At 73.4% G+C, this 16,052-nt stretch carries 18 protein-coding genes; 7 read left to right on the forward strand and 11 right to left on the reverse strand.

Annotated features, from left to right (window positions below):
* Nucleotides 1-85: 85 nt before the first annotated feature.
* Together ACFVU3_RS27305 and ACFVU3_RS27310 are read right to left on the reverse strand one after the other, a co-directional pair.
* Entirely contained in the window at nt 86-1,672 is a 1,587-nt protein-coding gene (locus ACFVU3_RS27305) for an MDR family MFS transporter (protein ID WP_390070234.1), read from the reverse strand.
* 44 nt (nt 1,673-1,716) lie between these two features.
* The gene (locus tag ACFVU3_RS27310) at nt 1,717-2,160 is read right to left on the reverse strand and encodes a MarR family winged helix-turn-helix transcriptional regulator (RefSeq protein ID WP_390070235.1); all 444 of its coding nucleotides are present in this window, start codon (nt 2,158-2,160) and stop codon (nt 1,717-1,719) included.
* 209 nt (nt 2,161-2,369) lie between these two features.
* Between ACFVU3_RS27310 and ACFVU3_RS27315 the strand changes: the two genes are divergently transcribed.
* The gene (locus ACFVU3_RS27315; RefSeq protein ID WP_390070236.1) at nt 2,370-2,597 is read left to right on the forward strand and encodes a hypothetical protein; all 228 of its coding nucleotides are present in this window, start codon (nt 2,370-2,372) and stop codon (nt 2,595-2,597) included.
* Between the two features lie 69 nt (nt 2,598-2,666).
* Here ACFVU3_RS27315 and ACFVU3_RS27320 read toward each other — a convergent pair whose 3' ends face one another.
* Nucleotides 2,667-3,290 (reverse strand): TetR family transcriptional regulator, encoded by a 624-nt coding sequence (locus tag ACFVU3_RS27320; protein ID WP_390070237.1) that lies wholly within the window; start codon nt 3,288-3,290, stop codon nt 2,667-2,669.
* Between the two features lie 95 nt (nt 3,291-3,385).
* Here ACFVU3_RS27320 and ACFVU3_RS27325 point away from each other — a divergent pair, with 95 nt between their 5' ends.
* Nucleotides 3,386-4,333 carry an oxidoreductase gene (locus ACFVU3_RS27325; protein WP_390070238.1) on the forward strand — a complete coding sequence of 316 codons (948 nt, stop codon included), beginning with the start codon at nt 3,386-3,388 and terminating at the stop codon, nt 4,331-4,333.
* Here the strand turns inward: ACFVU3_RS27325 and ACFVU3_RS27330 are convergent.
* The 5 genes from ACFVU3_RS27330 to ACFVU3_RS27350 form a co-directional block, all read right to left on the reverse strand.
* A complete protein-coding gene (locus tag ACFVU3_RS27330) occupies nt 4,320-5,168 on the reverse strand; it encodes a hypothetical protein (RefSeq protein WP_390070239.1) in 849 nt (282 codons plus the stop codon). The two genes, ACFVU3_RS27325 and ACFVU3_RS27330, sit on opposite strands and share 14 nt — an antisense overlap.
* Before the next feature lie 50 nt (nt 5,169-5,218).
* On the reverse strand, nt 5,219-6,142 hold the full coding sequence (locus ACFVU3_RS27335) for an RNA polymerase sigma factor SigF (RefSeq protein WP_390070240.1): 924 nt from the start codon (nt 6,140-6,142) through the stop codon (nt 5,219-5,221).
* 236 nt (nt 6,143-6,378) lie between these two features.
* Nucleotides 6,379-7,227, reverse strand: a complete 849-nt coding sequence (locus ACFVU3_RS27340; RefSeq protein ID WP_390070241.1) for an RNA polymerase sigma factor SigF — start codon at nt 7,225-7,227, stop codon at nt 6,379-6,381.
* A 238-nt stretch (nt 7,228-7,465) separates the two neighbouring features.
* The gene (locus ACFVU3_RS27345) at nt 7,466-7,759 is read right to left on the reverse strand and encodes a Dabb family protein (RefSeq protein WP_390070242.1); all 294 of its coding nucleotides are present in this window, start codon (nt 7,757-7,759) and stop codon (nt 7,466-7,468) included.
* Between the two features lie 9 nt (nt 7,760-7,768).
* On the reverse strand, nt 7,769-7,933 hold the full coding sequence (locus tag ACFVU3_RS27350; RefSeq protein ID WP_199806607.1) for a hypothetical protein: 165 nt from the start codon (nt 7,931-7,933) through the stop codon (nt 7,769-7,771).
* Nucleotides 7,934-8,582: 649 nt separating this feature from the next.
* On the opposite strand from ACFVU3_RS27350, the gene ACFVU3_RS27355 reads away from it, so the two are divergent.
* The 3 genes from ACFVU3_RS27355 (at nt 8,583) to ACFVU3_RS27365 (ending at nt 10,348) form a co-directional block, all read left to right on the forward strand.
* The gene (locus tag ACFVU3_RS27355) at nt 8,583-8,732 is read left to right on the forward strand and encodes a hypothetical protein (protein WP_390070243.1); all 150 of its coding nucleotides are present in this window, start codon (nt 8,583-8,585) and stop codon (nt 8,730-8,732) included.
* A gap of 61 nt (nt 8,733-8,793) precedes the next feature.
* On the forward strand, nt 8,794-9,711 hold the full coding sequence (locus ACFVU3_RS27360) for a Gfo/Idh/MocA family protein (RefSeq protein WP_390070244.1): 918 nt from the start codon (nt 8,794-8,796) through the stop codon (nt 9,709-9,711).
* A 52-nt stretch (nt 9,712-9,763) separates the two neighbouring features.
* Nucleotides 9,764-10,348, forward strand: coding sequence for a response regulator transcription factor (locus ACFVU3_RS27365; RefSeq protein WP_390070246.1), 585 nt, complete (start codon nt 9,764-9,766; stop codon nt 10,346-10,348).
* 100 nt (nt 10,349-10,448) lie between these two features.
* Here ACFVU3_RS27365 and metK read toward each other — a convergent pair whose 3' ends face one another.
* The 3 genes from metK to ACFVU3_RS27380 all read right to left on the reverse strand — a co-directional run bounded on the left by metK (nt 10,449) and on the right by ACFVU3_RS27380 (nt 13,845).
* Nucleotides 10,449-11,645: a methionine adenosyltransferase gene (gene metK, locus ACFVU3_RS27370; protein WP_390070248.1), complete on the reverse strand. Its 1,197-nt coding sequence runs from the start codon at nt 11,643-11,645 to the stop codon at nt 10,449-10,451.
* Nucleotides 11,646-11,778: 133 nt separating this feature from the next.
* Entirely contained in the window at nt 11,779-12,174 is a 396-nt protein-coding gene (locus ACFVU3_RS27375; protein ID WP_390070250.1) for a hypothetical protein, read from the reverse strand.
* Nucleotides 12,175-12,225: 51 nt separating this feature from the next.
* The gene (locus ACFVU3_RS27380) at nt 12,226-13,845 is read right to left on the reverse strand and encodes an amino acid adenylation domain-containing protein (protein ID WP_390070252.1); all 1,620 of its coding nucleotides are present in this window, start codon (nt 13,843-13,845) and stop codon (nt 12,226-12,228) included.
* A 222-nt stretch (nt 13,846-14,067) separates the two neighbouring features.
* Here ACFVU3_RS27380 and ACFVU3_RS27385 point away from each other — a divergent pair, with 222 nt between their 5' ends.
* Both ACFVU3_RS27385 and ACFVU3_RS27390 read left to right on the forward strand, forming a co-directional pair.
* Nucleotides 14,068-14,817, forward strand: a complete 750-nt coding sequence (locus ACFVU3_RS27385; RefSeq protein ID WP_390070254.1) for an alpha/beta fold hydrolase — start codon at nt 14,068-14,070, stop codon at nt 14,815-14,817.
* Nucleotides 14,814-16,052, forward strand: coding sequence for an MFS transporter (locus ACFVU3_RS27390; RefSeq protein ID WP_390070256.1), 1,239 nt, complete (start codon nt 14,814-14,816; stop codon nt 16,050-16,052). Before ACFVU3_RS27385 ends, ACFVU3_RS27390 begins: the two co-directional genes overlap by 4 nt.

Below are 16,052 nucleotides of genomic sequence, written 5' to 3' on the forward strand. Positions count from 1 at the left end.
GGCGGGCCGTCCCCTGCCCGCCGCTCCCTGTTTCCCCGGCCGCGCCTCCGCTCGAAGCGCGGCCGGGAGCTTTTTCCGCGCGTCCCTACTTCTCGTCCGCCGTGGTCGTGCTGCTCTTCAGCGCGACCTCCTTGATGAAGAGCGTCACCAGGAAGGCGAGCAGCGCGAACGGCGCCGAGTAGAGGAAGACGTCGCCGACGGCGTGCCCGTACGCGCCCTCCATCACCGTGCGGATCGGGGCGGGCAGCTTGTCCATGTCGGGGATGCCGCCGCCGGTGGCGTTCTGCATCGCCTGCGCGGCCTTCGGGCCGAGCTCGGTCATGCCCTCCTTGACGTAGTCGGTGACCCGGTGGGCCATGACCGCGCCGAGCGCCGAGACGCCCATCGCGCCGCCGAGCGAGCGGAAGAAGGTGACGACCGAGGAGGCGGCGCCGAGGTCGGCGGGGGCCACCTGGTTCTGGGTGCAGAGCACCAGGTTCTGCATCATCATGCCGAGGCCGAGGCCGAGGACCGCCATGAAGATCGCGATGTGCCAGTACGCGGTGTCGTACCGGAGGGTGCCGAGGAGGCCGAGGCCCGCGGTGGCGAGCGCGCCGCCGCTGACCAGCCACGCCTTCCAGCGGCCGGTCTTGGTGATGATCATGCCGGAGGCCGTCGAGGAGACGAAGAGGCCGGCGATCATCGGGATGGTGAGGACGCCGGACATGGTCGGCGACTCGTTGCGGGCCAGCTGGAAGTACTGGCTGAAGAAGACGGTGCCGGCGAACATCGCGACGCCGACGAAGAGCGAGGCGAGCGAGGCCAGGGTGATGGTCCGGTTGCGGAAGAGGCGCAGCGGGATGATCGGCTCGGACGCCCTGGACTCGACGAGCACGAAGATCGCGCCGAGCAGCACCGAACCGCCCACCATGGCGGCGGTCTGCCAGGAGATCCAGTCGTACTTGTCGCCGGCGAAGGTGACCCAGATGAGGAGCAGGGAGACGGCGGCGCTGATGAAGAAGGCGCCGGCCCAGTCGACCTTGACCTGGCGCTTCACGACCGGGAGCTTGAGGGTCTTCTGGAGGACGATCAGGGCGATGATCGCGAACGGAACGCCGACGTAGAAGCACCAGCGCCAGCCGAGCCACTCGGTGTCGGTGATGACGCCGCCGAGCAGCGGGCCGCCGACGGTGGCGACGGCGAAGACCGCGCCGAGGTAGCCGCTGTAGCGGCCGCGCTCGCGGGGGGCGATCATCGCGGCGAGGATGATCTGGGAGAGGGCGGTGAGACCGCCGACGCCGATGCCCTGGACCACGCGGCAGGCGATGAGCATGCCGGTGGACTGGGAGAGGCCGGCGACGATCGAGCCGGCCACGTAGATGGTCAGGGCTATCTGGATGAGCAGCTTCTTGGAGAAGAGGTCGGCCAGCTTGCCCCAGAGCGGGGTGGTGGCGGTCATCGCGAGCAGGGTCGCGGTGACGACCCAGGTGTAGGCGGACTGGCCGCCTTCCAGGTCGGTGATGATCTGGGGGAGGGCGTTGGAGACGATCGTCGAGGACAGGATGGCGACGAACATGCCGAGCAGCAGCCCGGAGAGCGCCTCCATGATCTGACGGTGCGTCATCGGAGCGGCGGTGTCTCCGGTTTCGGCCGGGGCGCCCCGCACACCGGTTTCGGGTGTGGTCGTAGCCATGAAGTTCCTCTGGTTTCAAGCGTGTTCACGCGCGGTCGGCGTGGTCAGGCGTGGGTGGCCCGGCAGTCCCCGAAGGAGTCGCGGAGGCGGGCGAGCAGGGTGGTGAGCAGTACGACGTCGTCGTCGGACCACTCCGCGAGGTGGCGGGCGAAGGCTTCGGTCACGCGGCGGTCGAGCTCGGTGAGCATCGCGAAGCCCTCGGGGGTCAGCCGCAGGATGCGGGAGCGGCCGTCGTCGGGGTCGGGCAGGCGCTCGACCCAGCCGCGGGACGCGGTGTGCGCCACGTGACGGCTGCACACCGACATGTCCACGGCCATGAGCTCGGCCAGCCGGCTCATCCGCATGGATCCGTGGTGCTTGAGCAGGGCGAGCACGGCGGCGGCGCCGCCCTGGCAGTCCCCGGGCAGGACGCGGGCGAGGCCGCGCTTCACGGCCCCGAACGCGCTGATGGCGCGGGCGAGGTCCTCGTAGCGGTTCCGCGTCTCCATGGCGCGCCCCCTGCCGGTGTCGATCGTGGGGGTCGCCCCCGTCCAACTTGTTGCTTAGGGCAACCATAGAGATGGATGGTTGCTCCAGGCAAACTAAATCGGTCAAACGGCGCTAAAGAATCGGCAAAGGGGAGGCGTGGGGGAGGCCCGGGGGAGGCCGGGGACCAGGGCTTGGGCCCCTCACCCCGCTTTCGCTAGGGTCCTGGCCCATGGCACACAACCCGCAAGCACCGTACGGCCAGGGCGCCCAGGGCCCTGAGGGCTACGACCCCGCCGGCAACACCCAGATGTTCCGCGCCTTCGTCGACGAGGGCACCCCGCAGCACCAGCCGCAGCAGGCCGCGGCCGCCTCGGGCGGCCCGCGCGTCGGCGTGATCGCCGGCGTGATCGCCGCGATCGTGATCGTGGCGGGGGTCGTCTGGCTCGCCCTCTCCTGACCCGCACCGAACGAGGAGGGGCCGGTTCCGCGTCCGTACGGAACCGGCCCCTCCTCGTCGTTCCCTCCCCTACTCCCCGGCGGCGTCCAGCGCCGGGGCCAGCAGGGCGAAGGCCCGCGCGATGAGGGCGAGCGGATCGGGTGCCCCGGCGTCCTCGCTCCACCGGCGGAGCACCGTGTCGAAGGCGGTGAGCGCCATGCCCGCGGCGAGCGGCGGATACAGCCCCGCCGGGTCGGCCGCGGGGCCGCGCCGGGCCGCCAGCTCCCCGGCCAGCTCCTCGCGCCAGCCGGCCTGGTGCTCCAGGAAGCGGGCCAGCAGCGCGGGCGTCCGCAGGATCAGCCGGACCACGGGCAGGGTGCGCTCGGCGTGGTCGCCGCAGGCGGCGAGCGGTACGGAGACGGCGTGCAGCAGCGCGGCCGAGGGCGGTTCGGCGGCCGGCCGGGCGGCGAGCTCCGCCCGCATGTCGGCGCCCATCCCCGCCAGGAACTGGACGACCACGTCCTCCTTGGAGGCGAAGTAGCGGAAGAAGGTCCGCTTGGAGACGCCGGCGGCGGTCGCGATCTCGTCGACGGTGACGGCCTCGAAGCCCTTGTGCGCGAAGAGCTGGAGCGCGGTCTCGGTCAGCTCGGTCGCGACGAGCTGCCGCTTGCGCTGGGCGAGGGTCGTGGCGCGGGGGCCGGGTGCGGTGCTCACCCGCCGATGCTAACGCGGCGGTGCGGACATCGTGCCGTCGATGACATCACCCGTCATGTTTGACACCGAGTGACACAAGCGGCAGTGTGTGCCGCATGAGTCGTACGCGTACGCAGCACTGGACCGCCGACGCCGTCCCCGACCTCACCGGCCGGGTCCACGTCGTCACCGGGGCCACCAGCGGCCTCGGCCTCGCGACCACCCGCGCCCTCGCCCTCCGGGGCGGCCGGGTGGTCCTCGCCGTACGGGACGAGGAGAAGGGCCACCGGACCGCGGCCGGCCTCGCCGCCGAAGGGATCGCCCCGGACCTCCTGACCGTCCGCCGGATCGACCTCGCCGACCTCGACTCGGTGCGCGCCTTCGCCGAGGGCCTGCGCGCCGACCACCCGCGGCTGGACGTGCTCGTCAACAACGCGGGCGTGATGGGCCCGCCCCGCACGCTCAGCGCCCAGGGCCACGAGCTCCAGTTCGCCGCCAACCACCTCGGCCACTTCGCCCTCACCGGCCTGCTCCTCGACCGCCTGCCGGCCGGCGGCCGGGTGGTCACGGTCAGCTCGCTGGTGCACCGGCAGGGCCGCCTGCCCCTCGACGACCCCGCCGCCCTCGCGGGCGAGCGCGGCTACGCCCCGATGGCCTTCTACAACCGCTCGAAGCTCGCCAACGCGCTCTTCGGGCAGGAGCTGCACCGCCGTCTCACGGCCGCCGGCAGCCTGGTCCGCAGCGTGCTGGCCCATCCCGGCTACACCGCCACCAGCCTGCAGACCCGGGACGCCACCGGCCTCGCCCGCTTCTTCTACGGCCGGATCGGCAACCCGCTCCTCGCCCAGCGCCCGGAGCGCGGAGTCCTGCCCCAGCTGTACGCGGCGACCGCGCCGGACGCGGCCGGCGGCGACTTCATCGGACCGGACGGCCCCGGCGAACTCCGCGGCTTCCCGTCCCGCGTGAAGCCCTCGGCCACGGCGGCCGACCCGGAGACGGGCCGCCGCCTCTGGGACCTCTCCGAGGAGCTGACCGGGGTCCGGTACGGGTTCACTTCCAGGTAGCGGTCACCGCGCGGGTGTCGACGCGCATGCCGAGCGGCACCCGCCAGGACTCCACGCAGACCGTGTAGGTCCGCGTCCGCGCCGCCCCGGCGGCGATCGGGGCCGGCAGCGGCTGGGTGGTGGTGACCGTGCCCCAGTCGATGCCGAGCGCGCCGATGACGTGGGTGGCGAAGGTGGCGGTGCCGGAGGCGGCGGGGGAACCGCCGGTGTTCCTGAAGGTCACCGTGACCCGCTCGCACCAGCGCTGGTCGGCGTCGGCGGTGACCGGCGCGGAGACGGTGAGCACGGCGGGTCCGGGCGGCGGCGCCTCGGTGGTCGGCCGCGGGGCGGACGTGGTCGGCGCCGGCGTCGGTGTCGGGCGGGGGGTGCGGGGAGGGGAGGTCGTCGCACCGGGGGACGCGCCGCCGGAGGAGCCGCCGGGCGGCGCCGCCGACTCCGTACGCCCCCCGGAACCGCCGGGTCGACCCGTACCGGAGCCTGTGCCTGTGCCGGAGCCTGTGCCGGAACCGGAGCCCGTGCCGTCGTCGGATCCCGGGACCGGGCCGCCGTCGCTGCTGGGGCCCGTGCCCGTGCCGGGGGCGGGCGAGGGCGACGCGCCCGGCGGGGACTCCGGGGCCGGGGGCGGGGAGGAGGTGCTGGAGGTGGTGCCGCTCGCCGTGGGGCTGTCCAGCGGGACCAGCGTGACCGCGCCCGAGGGGCCGACCGCGCCGCCGGGCGAGGGGCCGGCGCCGACCGCCGCGAATCCCTCGCCGTCTCCTCCGCTGCCGCACGCGGTGAGCGCTCCGCCGAGGCAGAGCGCCACCGCCACGAGTACCGGCTGCTTCCTGCGCCTCATACGTTCCAGTGTGGCTGACGAGGCGTCAACAAGAGGCCGCTTTGCGGAAGTCAGTCCGAGATCAGGCCCTCGCGGAGCTGGGCGAGCGTGCGGGTGAGCAGGCGCGAGACGTGCATCTGCGAGATGCCGACCTCCTCGCCGATCTGCGACTGGGTCATGTTCGCGAAGAAGCGGAGCATGATGATCTGCCGCTCCCGGGGCGGGAGTTTGGCGAGCAGCGGCTTCAGCGACTCGCGGTACTCGACGCCCTCCAGGGCCGTGTCCTCGTAGCCGAGGCGGTCCGCGAGGGAGCCCTCGCCGCCGTCGTCCTCCGGGGAGGGCGAGTCGAGCGAGGAGGCCGTGTACGCGTTGCCCACCGCGAGGCCGTCGACGACGTCCTCCTCCGACACCCCGAGAACCGCGGCGAGTTCGGGCACGGTCGGCGAGCGGTCGAGCTTCTGCGCGAGCTCGTCGCTGGCCTTGGTGAGGGCGAGCCGCAGCTCCTGGAGCCGGCGCGGCACCCGCACCGACCACGAGGTGTCGCGGAAGAAGCGCTTGATCTCGCCGACGACCGTCGGCATCGCGAACGTCGGGAACTCCACGCCCCGTTCGCAGTCGAAGCGGTCGATCGCCTTGATCAGGCCGATGGTGCCGACCTGGACGATGTCCTCCATCGGCTCGTTGCGCGAGCGGAAGCGGGCCGCCGCGTACCGCACGAGCGGGAGGTTCAGCTCGATGAGGGTGTCGCGGACGTAGGTCCGCTCCGGGCTGTCCGCCGCGGTGCCCGCCGCGTCGAGGGCGCGCAGCCGCAGGAACAGGGAGCGGGAGAGGGTGCGGGTGTCGAGGGCTTCCGGGGCGACGGCCGGGGCCGGGGCCGGGAGGGCCCCGCTCTCGGCCGCGGTCGGAGCCGTCGTCTGCGTGGGTACGGGCTCGGGCACGAGGACCGGAACGGGCGTGAGCGTGAGCACCTTCGAGCTGCCCTGATCTGCGGACATGCCACCCCCTAGAGGTCGCGGACGGTCGCGGTGGGCCGCGACCATCGGAGGAACGCAGCTTCCACCTGAATACCGGCCGTGGGGCTGCGGCAAACGCGTCCCCAGCAGAATGTCACATGTCGGCAACACGCTGTAGTGACTTGTCGACAAGGAGAGGCCGCATATCCGCAGGAAACAAGGGGTGTACGGCAATTGGGGCGCCGCGGAACCGCTCCGAACCGGTCTACCCGTTCCGGTCATGCCTCGATTCTGTTTGCGGATCTCAGGCGGGCGAAGCTGCGGGCGAGGAGCCTTGACACGTGCATCTGCGAGACCCCGAGCTCCTGGCTGATCTGAGATTGCGTCAAGTTGCTGTAGTAGCGCAGCATCAGGATCCGCTGCTCCCGCTCGGGCAGCTGGACGAGCAGGTGCCGGACCAGGTCGCGGTGCTCGACGCCGGCCAGCGCCGGGTCCTCGTAGCCGAGCCGGTCGAGCAGTCCGGGCAGTCCGTCGCCCTCCTGCGCCGCCTCCAGGGAGGTGGCGTGGTACGACCGTCCGGCCTCGATGCAGGCGAGCACCTCGTCCTCGCCGATCCGCAGCCGCTCGGCGATCTCGGCGGTCGTGGGGGAGCGCCCGTGGGCGGTCGTCAGGTCCTCGGTGGCGCCGTTCACCTGCACCCACAGTTCGTGGAGCCGGCGCGGCACGTGCACGGTGCGGACGTTGTCGCGGAAGTACCGCTTGATCTCGCCGACCACGGTGGGCATCGCGAAGGTGGGGAACTGCACGCCCCGGTCGGGGTCGAAGCGGTCGATCGCGTTGATCAGCCCGATCGTGCCGACCTGGACGACGTCCTCCATCGGCTCGTTGCGCGAGCGGAAGCGGGCCGCCGCGTACCGCACGAGCGGCAGGTTGGCCTCGATGAGCGCCCCGCGCACCCGGTCGTGCTCGGGGGTGCCCGGCTCCAGGTTCTTGAGCTGCCCGAAGAGCACCTGGGTGAGCGCCCGGGTGTCGGCGCCGCGGCTGCTCTGGGGCCGCGGGCGCGGGGTGTCCGCGGCCCCGGCCGCCTCGTGCTGGGGCGGGACCTGAGGCGCTGTACTGGCCGGCACGTTCACGCCACCCCTTTGGCTGGTGTAGCTGGTCGACTGGGTCAACTACGGTCAACTCATCCGTCAAAAGCGGTCATAGCATCACAAGACATGTCCACTGTGTGCAAGCACCGCATAACCACGTGTTGAAGGCATGGTGGACGAAAAACCGGAGGCCAGAGGCGTGTCGGGCGGCAACGCGCGAGACCCCCCGCCCGGACGGCGGGGGGTCTCGGAGGCGAGATCCGGAAGGGAGGACCTAGAAGGGGTAGTCCGCGATCACCCAGGTGGAGAACTCGCGCCAGAGCGCGACACCGGCCTGGTGCGCCGGGTGGTCGAGGTACCGCTGGAGCGCGTCCAGGTCCTCGACGGCGGAGTTGATCGCGAAGTCGTAGGCGATCGGCCGGTCCGACACGTTCCAGTCGCACTCCCAGAACCGCAGCTCGGGGATCTGGCCGCCCAGCGCGCGGAACGCCTCGACGCCGGCGACGACGCGCGGGTCGTCGCGCTCGACGCCCTCGGCGAGCTTGAAGAGGACCAGATGGCGGATCACGGAGGGCTCCTAGTTGATGAGTTCGGTCATGAACTCTCCGACACCCTTGGCGGCGCTGGAAAGGCCCTCGAAGCCTATCTGGACCAGGTCGGCGGAACGGTCCGGGGACGTGATGATCGCGTACAGCACGAAGACCCCGAACGCGTAGACCGCGACTTTCCTCGCCTGGGACATCCGTCCTCCCCCTCCCGGTGCCGGGACCCCGCCTCGGCGGTGGCCCACTCTAACCGAGCCTTTATGGACCAAGGGCCCGGGCTTCGGGGTCTTTCGCCGTCCCCCGGAAGGGTGCGGGGAGAGCAGGATGGATGTCGAGCCCGGCGGATCTGGCAGGAATCCGCGGGGCCCATGGAACCGGCCCGCACTGCGGGGTCCGCGCCGCGAGCTTCCCCCTGACTGCGGCGCAGGACTTGCCGGACCGGTTCTCGTCGGGGGGAGCGGCTTGTCCCCCCGATGCCGCTCCCCCCGTCCTCCTCTTCCTTCTCCCGCCCTCCCCCCTTCCCCCCCCTTCCGCTCGCGGGCCCTCCGCGTCACGCGGCCCTCCGTGCGGCCCTCGGCGCCCCCCCCGTGCGGCCCTCGGCGGACCTCCGGCGGGCCTCCGGCGGCCGCGCGCTGTGCGGACGAGCGGGGTGGGCCAGGAGGGTATGCGTACCGGTACACATCGACTGGAATCCACGCAAAGCCAAGGGGAAATCTCAATATGTGAGACGGGGCGAGGGGGTGGCAGCGACGCGTCATGACCCCTGACCGCCAGCGCGAAGCGTTGATCGGTACACCTCACGCGGAGACGATGGACGCACGTGATCATCGCCTCGGGAGGGACCCCATGGGTAAAGCGCTCTGTACACGCCTCTTCGTCGCCGTCGCCGTCGCGGTCGCCGGACTGCTGCCGGTGGCGGCCTCCCACCAGGCCACGGCCGACCGGCCCGCCGACACGGTCCTGGCCTCGCCGGGCGACGACAACGGATGGTGGTAGCCGGCCGGCCCGGACGCCGCGGGTCCTGGTCCGGGACCCGCGCCGGAGCGGGGGACCGGCCGTGGACGTGAACGTCGGCCTCGTCGGCTTCGGAGTGGCGGGACGCCAGCACGCCGCCGCCCTGGCCGGGGCGACCGGCTTCCGGGTGACCGCCGTGGTCGAGGCGGACCCGTCCCTGACCACCGGTTCGCTGCGGCGCCTGCCCTCCTGGGAGCGGCTGCTCGCCGACCCGGCGGTCGACCTGGTGGGGCTCTGCCTCCCGCCCGGCGGCCGGTCGGACATGGCCCTGGAGGCGCTGCGGGCGGGCAAGGCCGTCCTCCTGGAGACACCCCCCGCCCTCTGCGAGCGGGAGGTGGACCTGATGGTGGCGACGGCCGAGGCGGTCGGCACCCCCATCGGCGTCATGCTCCAGCACCGGCACCGGCTCGCGGACGCCGTCGCCTCCGCCGACTGGTCCGACCCCGCGCTCGCGGGCACGCTCGAGGTGTCCCGCTTCCAGCCGCCCGCCCCCTTCCGCCGTACGGGATGGCGGTCGGAGCCAACGGCGGCCCAGGGCGGCACGGCCGCGCACCTGGCGGTCCACTACCTGGATCTCGCCTGCCAGCTGCTCGGCAACCCCTCCGGACTCTGCGTCGCCCCCCGCGGGGAGCGGTCCCGGGGCGCCGGCGCGCGCGCCACCGGCGTCGTCGAGTTCGACAGCGGCGCCACCCTCTCCTTCACCGCGACCACCGAGGCGGCGGCCTCCTCCGAGCGGCTCCGGGTCTTCGGCCCCGACCGCGCCCTCTCCGTCGACAACGGACGGGTCAGCTCGCTCATCGGCGACGCCGAGCGCGTCTGGCCCACCCTGTGGGGCGCCGCGCTGCGGCGGCTCGTCTACCAGGACATGGCCGAGGCCATGCGGGCCGGACGGCAGCCCTGCCGCAGCCACCTGGCGAGCGCGCGCCCCGTGACCCGGATCCTCCAGGCGCTCCACGCCTGAGCCCCGTATCCGCTCCGCCCGGCACCCCCCACGACACCCCAGTGAGGTTCCGTTGTTCGAGATCGGACTGATCCACGACCATCCGCTCATCGAATGGGCCGTGAGCCAGGCCCTCGCCGAGGCCCCGGACATGCGGGTCCACCTGCTGCGCGCGGACCGCGCCGCGCCCTCCGCGCAGGGCGGCCTGCCGGACCGGCTCGACGTCCTCGTCATGGACGGGCCGCCGGGCCGGTCGCCGCTGACCGAGGCGGCGGCGACCCGGGCGTCCTGCGTGCTCCTCATGGACCCGTCGGACCCCGGGGGCGCGGGCCCCTCCTCCGCCGACCGGCTCCCGGAGCGGTCCGACCCGGTGGCGCTGGCCGCCGCGGTCCGCGCCGCGGCCAGCCGCTCGCGCGGGGTGCCGCAGCCCAGGGAGCCGCTGGCCGACGGCCCGCCCCTGTCGGCCCGGGAGGAGCAGGTCCTCCACATGCTGGCGCAGGGCCTCACCCACGACCAGACCGCGCGCCGGCTCGGCATCAGCCGCCACACCGTGGACACCTACGTCAAACGGGTGCGGGGCAAGCTCGGCCTCGGCAACAAGGCGGAACTCGTCCGCGCGGCGATGGCGTACGGCCGGGACCCGCGCCGGGGCGCCTGACCGGTGCCCCGGCACGGGCGCCGCTCAGCCCGTGCCGGCCGCTCAGCCCGTGCGGGCGTTGCTCACCGTGCCGGTCGCCTCAGCCCGCGGCGGGCGCCGTTCAGCCCGTGCCGGCCGCCCGCCGGAGGCGGTCCGCGCGGTCGGTGCGCTCCCAGGTGAAGTCGGGCAGCTCGCGGCCGAAGTGGCCGTACGCGGCGGTCTGCGCGTAGATCGGGCGGAGCAGGTCGAGGTCGCGGATGATCGCCGCCGGCCGCAGGTCGAAGACCTCCGCGACGGCGGTCTGGATCCGCTCGACGGGGACGGTCTCGGTGCCGAAGGTCTCGACGAAGAGGCCGACCGGCTCCGCCTTGCCGATCGCGTACGCGACCTGCACCTCGCACCGGCGCGCCAGCCCCGCGGCGACGATGTTCTTGGCGACCCAGCGCATCGCGTACGCCGCGCTGCGGTCCACCTTCGACGGGTCCTTGCCGGAGAACGCGCCGCCCCCGTGCCGGGCCATCCCGCCGTAGGTGTCGATGATGATCTTCCGGCCGGTCAGGCCCGCGTCGCCCATCGGACCGCCGACCTCGAAACGCCCGGTCGGGTTCACCAGAAGGCGGTAGCCGCTCACGTCCAGGTCGAGCGAGGCCAGTTCGGCCTCCACCACGTGCTCGCGGATGTCCGGGTGGAGCAGCGAGTCCAGGTCCAGGTCCGACGCGTGCTGCGCGGAGACCACGACCGTGTCCAGGCGGACCGGCCGGTCGCCGTCGTACTCGACGGTGACCTGCGTCTTCCCGTCGGGCCGCAGATAGGGCAGCGTCCCGTCCTTGCGCACCGCCGTCAGCCGCCGGGCCAGCCGGTGCGCCAGCATGATCGGCAGCGGCATCAGCTCCGGCGTCTCGTCGCAGGCGTAGCCGAACATGATCCCCTGGTCGCCCGCGCCCTGCCGGTCGAGCTCGTCGCCGCCGCCCTGGACCCGCGACTCGTAGGCGGTGTCGACGCCCTGCGCGATGTCGGGCGACTGGGCGCCGATGGAGACGGACACGCCGCACGAGGCGCCGTCGAAGCCCTTCGCGGAGGCGTCGTACCCGATCTCCAGGATCCGGTCCCGCACCAGCGAGGGGATGGGGGCGAACGCGGAGGTGGTCACCTCGCCGACGACGTGCACCAGGCCCGTGGTGATCAGGGTCTCCACGGCGACCCGGGACGTCGGGTCCTCCTTGAGCAGCGCGTCGAGGACGGTGTCGCTGATCTGGTCGGCGATCTTGTCGGGGTGGCCTTCGGTGACGGACTCCGAAGTGAACAGGCGTCGGGACACGGTGCTCCTCTGAGGATGGGTGGATCGGTGGACGTGCGGTCCGGGCGCGCTCCCGTGCGGCGAAGCGCCTGGACGTGCGGTCCGGGCGCGTCCCCGCGTGGCGGAGCGCCCTCGCGTGGCGGAGCGCCCTCGCTCAGGGAGCCGTCCGGCCGGCGGCCGGCGGGTCTCCCTGCCACACGTCGCCGCGGACCAGCAGCTCCCCCGGGACGGCCCGCCGCACGACGAGGTAGACCTCGGCGGCCGGGACGGCGAGCAGCGTGCTCAGCTCGTCGCGCAGCAGCCGCAGCAGCCGCTCCACGCTCTCCCGGGGGTACGACTCCTTGCAGGTGACGAAGCCGACGGGGGCGTGGCGCCCGGGGGAGCCGGCGTACCACTCCGGCCGGTGCGCCGCGTCCGGGTCGAGCTCCTGCCAGAGCACCCAGCAGTGTTCCGCCGGGATGCCGAGCAGACCGGTGACCGCCTTGGCGATCCCGGCGAGGGCCTCGCGGCCCGGGCTGGGGTCGGGCGCCATGAGCGTGATGACGGGCATGGGGTGGGGACCTCCGGTGGACGGGGGCGCGGGCGCGCCGGGGCGGAGCGGTCAGCCGTCGAGGCCGGCGAGGAGGCGCGAGCGGTCGATCTTGCCGTTGGCGGTGACCGGCAGCCGGTCCACCTGCCGGACGACGTCGGGCACCGCGTGCGGAGGCAGCCGGCGCCCGAGCGACCGGCGCAGCGGCTCGGCGGGCCCCGTGCCGTCGCCGTCCGCCGTGTAGAAGAGCGCGAGCCGGTCGTGGTTCCCCAGCTCGCCGGGGACGGGGACGGCCACGCAGGCGCCGACGCCGGGCAGTCCGGCCGCGTGGAACTCGATCTCCTCGGGTTCGATGCGGTGACCGCGGATCTTGACCTGGCGGTCGGTGCGTCCGGTGAAGTGGAGGACTCCGCCGGCGTCCCGGTACCCCCGGTCGCCGGTGCGGTACGCGCGCAGCGGCGCGCCGTCGACGAGGTCGTCCGGGAAGCGGCGGGCGGTCAGCGCCGGGTCGCCGAGGTACTCGCGCGCCAGCCCGGCTCCGCTGACGCAGAGTTCGCCGACGGCGCCCGGGCCGCAGAGCCCGCCCTCGTCGTCCCGTACGTGGATCACGGTGCCGGGGACCTCGCGTCCGATGGGGATGCCGTGCTCCCGCGCGCAGTCGTCCGGGACGATCGGGTGGACGGTGGCGAAGACGCAACTCTCCACTGGGCCGTAGCCGTTGAGGAGACGGATGCCGGGGTGCCGGGCGAGGAAGCGGGAGACGTGGGCGGGCGACAGCCGCTCTCCGCCGATGTACAGCCGCTCCAGGCCCTCGAAGCAGTCCACGTCGATCTCGGTGAACAGGTTGAAGAGGGAGGCCGTCAGCCAGGAGGTGTTCGCCCCGCGGTCGGCGACGAGCCGGGCGAGGGTGTCGGGGAGGAGGTAGTCCTCGGCGGCGGTCACGCACGTGCCGCCGGTGGTCAGCATCCCCCACAGCTCCATGGAGAACGCGTCCCAGGGCGCGGGTGCCGCCTGTGTCATCACGGTCCCCGGACCGAAGGCCAGCGGGCCGTCCGCCGTGAAGAGCCGGGTGGTGGCCGCGTGCGGGGAGACGACCCCCTTCGGGGCGCCGCTGGTCCCGGAGGTGAAGAAGACGGCGGCGGGCGTGTCGACGGGCCCGTCGTACGGCACGAACTCCCCGCCGTGTCCGGCGACGTCCGTCTCGTACGCCACGAACTCCCCGTCGTGTTCCGCGAACTCCGCGAAGTCCCTCTCGCGCGGAGCCGAATCCCCGCCGTGTTCCGCGACGTCCCTCTCGCGCGGAGCCGAATCCCCCGCGTCCGCGGCCGGCGGGCGCCAGACCGGCACCGGGCCGTACGGTTCCGCGGCGTCGGTCACGAGCACGGGGGCGTCCAGCTGCCGGAGCACGCCCTCGATCCGCTCGGCCGGCCACCTCGGGTCCAGGGCGGCGTACGCGGCACCGCACTTGAGGACCGCGAGCAGCGCCACGTACAGCCGGGCGGAACGCGGCAGCAGGACGGGGACGAGGGTGCCCGGGCCGACCCCGGAGCGGGCCAGCCGCGCGGCCCAGGCGTCGGCGGTGGCGTCGAGGGCGCCGTAGCCGAGACGGGTGTCACCGTCCACCACCGCGAGCGCGCCGGGCGTCAGGCGGGCCTGGCGGGCGACGGCCCGGTGAATGAGATCGATTCCCACGGAATCCCTCCGGATCTGGCGGACTACAAACCCTAGGCAGACCGCCGGGTACGGCGCACCCGTCGCCGCGTCCCCGGTTCTGGGGACACCGGGGCGCGTTGACGGTGAACCCGCCCGGCGGGAAATGTTGAGGGGCCCCGCGAGGAATGTCCGCGGGGAACCGCCACCGGCCGGCATTCCGCCGCCCGCCCGCGACCGATTCCTCCCGAGGGGGCCTTTCCGATGAGCGCTCGCGATCCGAACGCGCGCCTTCTCCGCACTCCGGCCCTCGCAGGGCAGGCCGCGGGCGTCGAGCTGCTCGACCACGACGTGGTGCCCGGCGGCCCGGGCGCCGGCGGGGCCCCCGGGGACCTGCTCCTGCTGCACGGCTTCGGCGGCGACAAGGGCCAGCTGCGGCCGGTCGGCGACGCCCTCTGCCCCGCGGGCTCCCTGGCCGTCTACCCGTCGCTGCGCGCCCACGGCGACAGCCCGGCGCCGGCCTGGGGCTACTCGGTCCTCGACTTCTCCGCCGACCTGCACCGCCTCGCCGACGCGCTCCCCGACGACCTCCACCTGGTGGGCTACTCCTACGGCGGTCTCGTGGCGGCGGTCTCCGCCGTCACCTGGGGCGCGCCCCGGGTGCGCAGTCTGGTCGTCGTCGACCAGTCCTTCGAGGCCCGGCCGGAGAAGCACGTGGCGGACGAGTGGGCCGAGGGAAGCCTGCTGCGCTGGCACTACGACTTCGGCCACCTGCCGGACCTGCTCGAACGGCTCGGCGTCCCCGTCCTGGTCCTGGCCGCCGAGAAGAGCCCCAACATCTCGGCGGAGGAGCGGGCGCGGCTTGCCGCCCGCGACGGCGCGCACCTGTCGCTGGAGTTCATCGAGGGCACGCACGCCGACTGCCACCGCAATACCGACGCCATCACCTCGGCGATGCGCGCGTTCTACCGGCGGCATTTCGACGGAACCGGCGAAGAGGAAAACGCCGCATGAATGCCGGAATCATCGAGAAGGGGCCGGGCCGCACCCTGCTGATGGGGGCGCTCGTCAATTCCGTCGGCAGCGGTGTGATGCTCACCGTTTCCGCGCTCTATTTCACCCGGATCGCGGGATTCTCCCCGGCCCAGCTGGGGCTCGGACTGAGCATCGCGGGAATCGCCGGGCTCTTCGCGGGAGTTCCGCTCGGCCATCTCGCGGACCGCAGGGGCGCCCGCGGCACCACCACCGTGCTGCTGCTCCTCGCGGGCGTCTGCACGGCCGCCTACCTGACGACCGACTCCTTCCCGCTCTTCGTCCTGATCGCCTTCTTCTACGCGGTGTTCGAGCGTGGCGCGCACGCCGCCCGGCAGGCGCTGATCCCGGCGGTCCTGGGCGGCGAGAGCCTGGTGCGGGTCCGCGCCAAGATCCGCGTGGTCACCAACATCGGCACCTCGGCCGGCGCCGGACTCGGCGGCCTCGCCCTGCTGTGGGACACGCCGACCGCGTACCACCTCACCTTCCTCCTCGACGCGCTGACCTTCGTGGCGTGCGGCCTGCTGTTCCTCCGGCTGCCCGCCGTGCCCGCCGCCCCGGACCGGGCGCCCGGCGAGCCGCGCCTCGCGGTGCTGCGCGACCGGCCGTACGCGGTGCTCGCCCTCATCAACATGGTGATGCTGCTGCACGTGCCGATCCTGCGGGTGGTCATCCCGCTCTGGATCGCCCTGCACACCGGCGCGCCCCCCTGGCTCACCGCCGTGCTCCTCCTCGTCAACACCCTCGCCGTCGTGGCCTTCCAGGTCCGCGTCACCAAGGAGATCGACGCGCTGGAGCCCGCCGTCCGCGCCTTCCGGGTGGCCGGCGTCGTCCTCCTCGCCTCCTGCGCGGCCTTCGCCCTGTCCGCCGGGCGGGGCGCGGTGACGGCGACCGTCGCCCTGGTCGTCGCCGCGGGACTGCACGTGTACGGCGAGATGGTGCAGTCGGCGGGCTCCTGGCTGATCGGCTACGAGCTGGCCCCCGCGGACAAGCAGGGCCAGTACCAGGGCCTGTTCAACACCGGGGTCGCCGCGGTCCAGATGTTCGGCCCGGTCTCGCTGACGCTGCTCGTCGTCGACTGGGGCACCCCCGGCTGGCTGGTGCTCGGCGCCGTGTTCCTGGCCGGCGGACTGCTCATGGGCCCGGCCGTCCGGTGGGCGGAGAGCCGCCGCCCGGACGCCGCCGCGGCCGGCACCACACCGCTCACCACCGCCTGA

It is taken from the genome of Streptomyces sp. NPDC058052, from assembly GCF_042885515.1.
Taxonomy (GTDB): domain Bacteria; phylum Actinomycetota; class Actinomycetes; order Streptomycetales; family Streptomycetaceae; genus Streptomyces.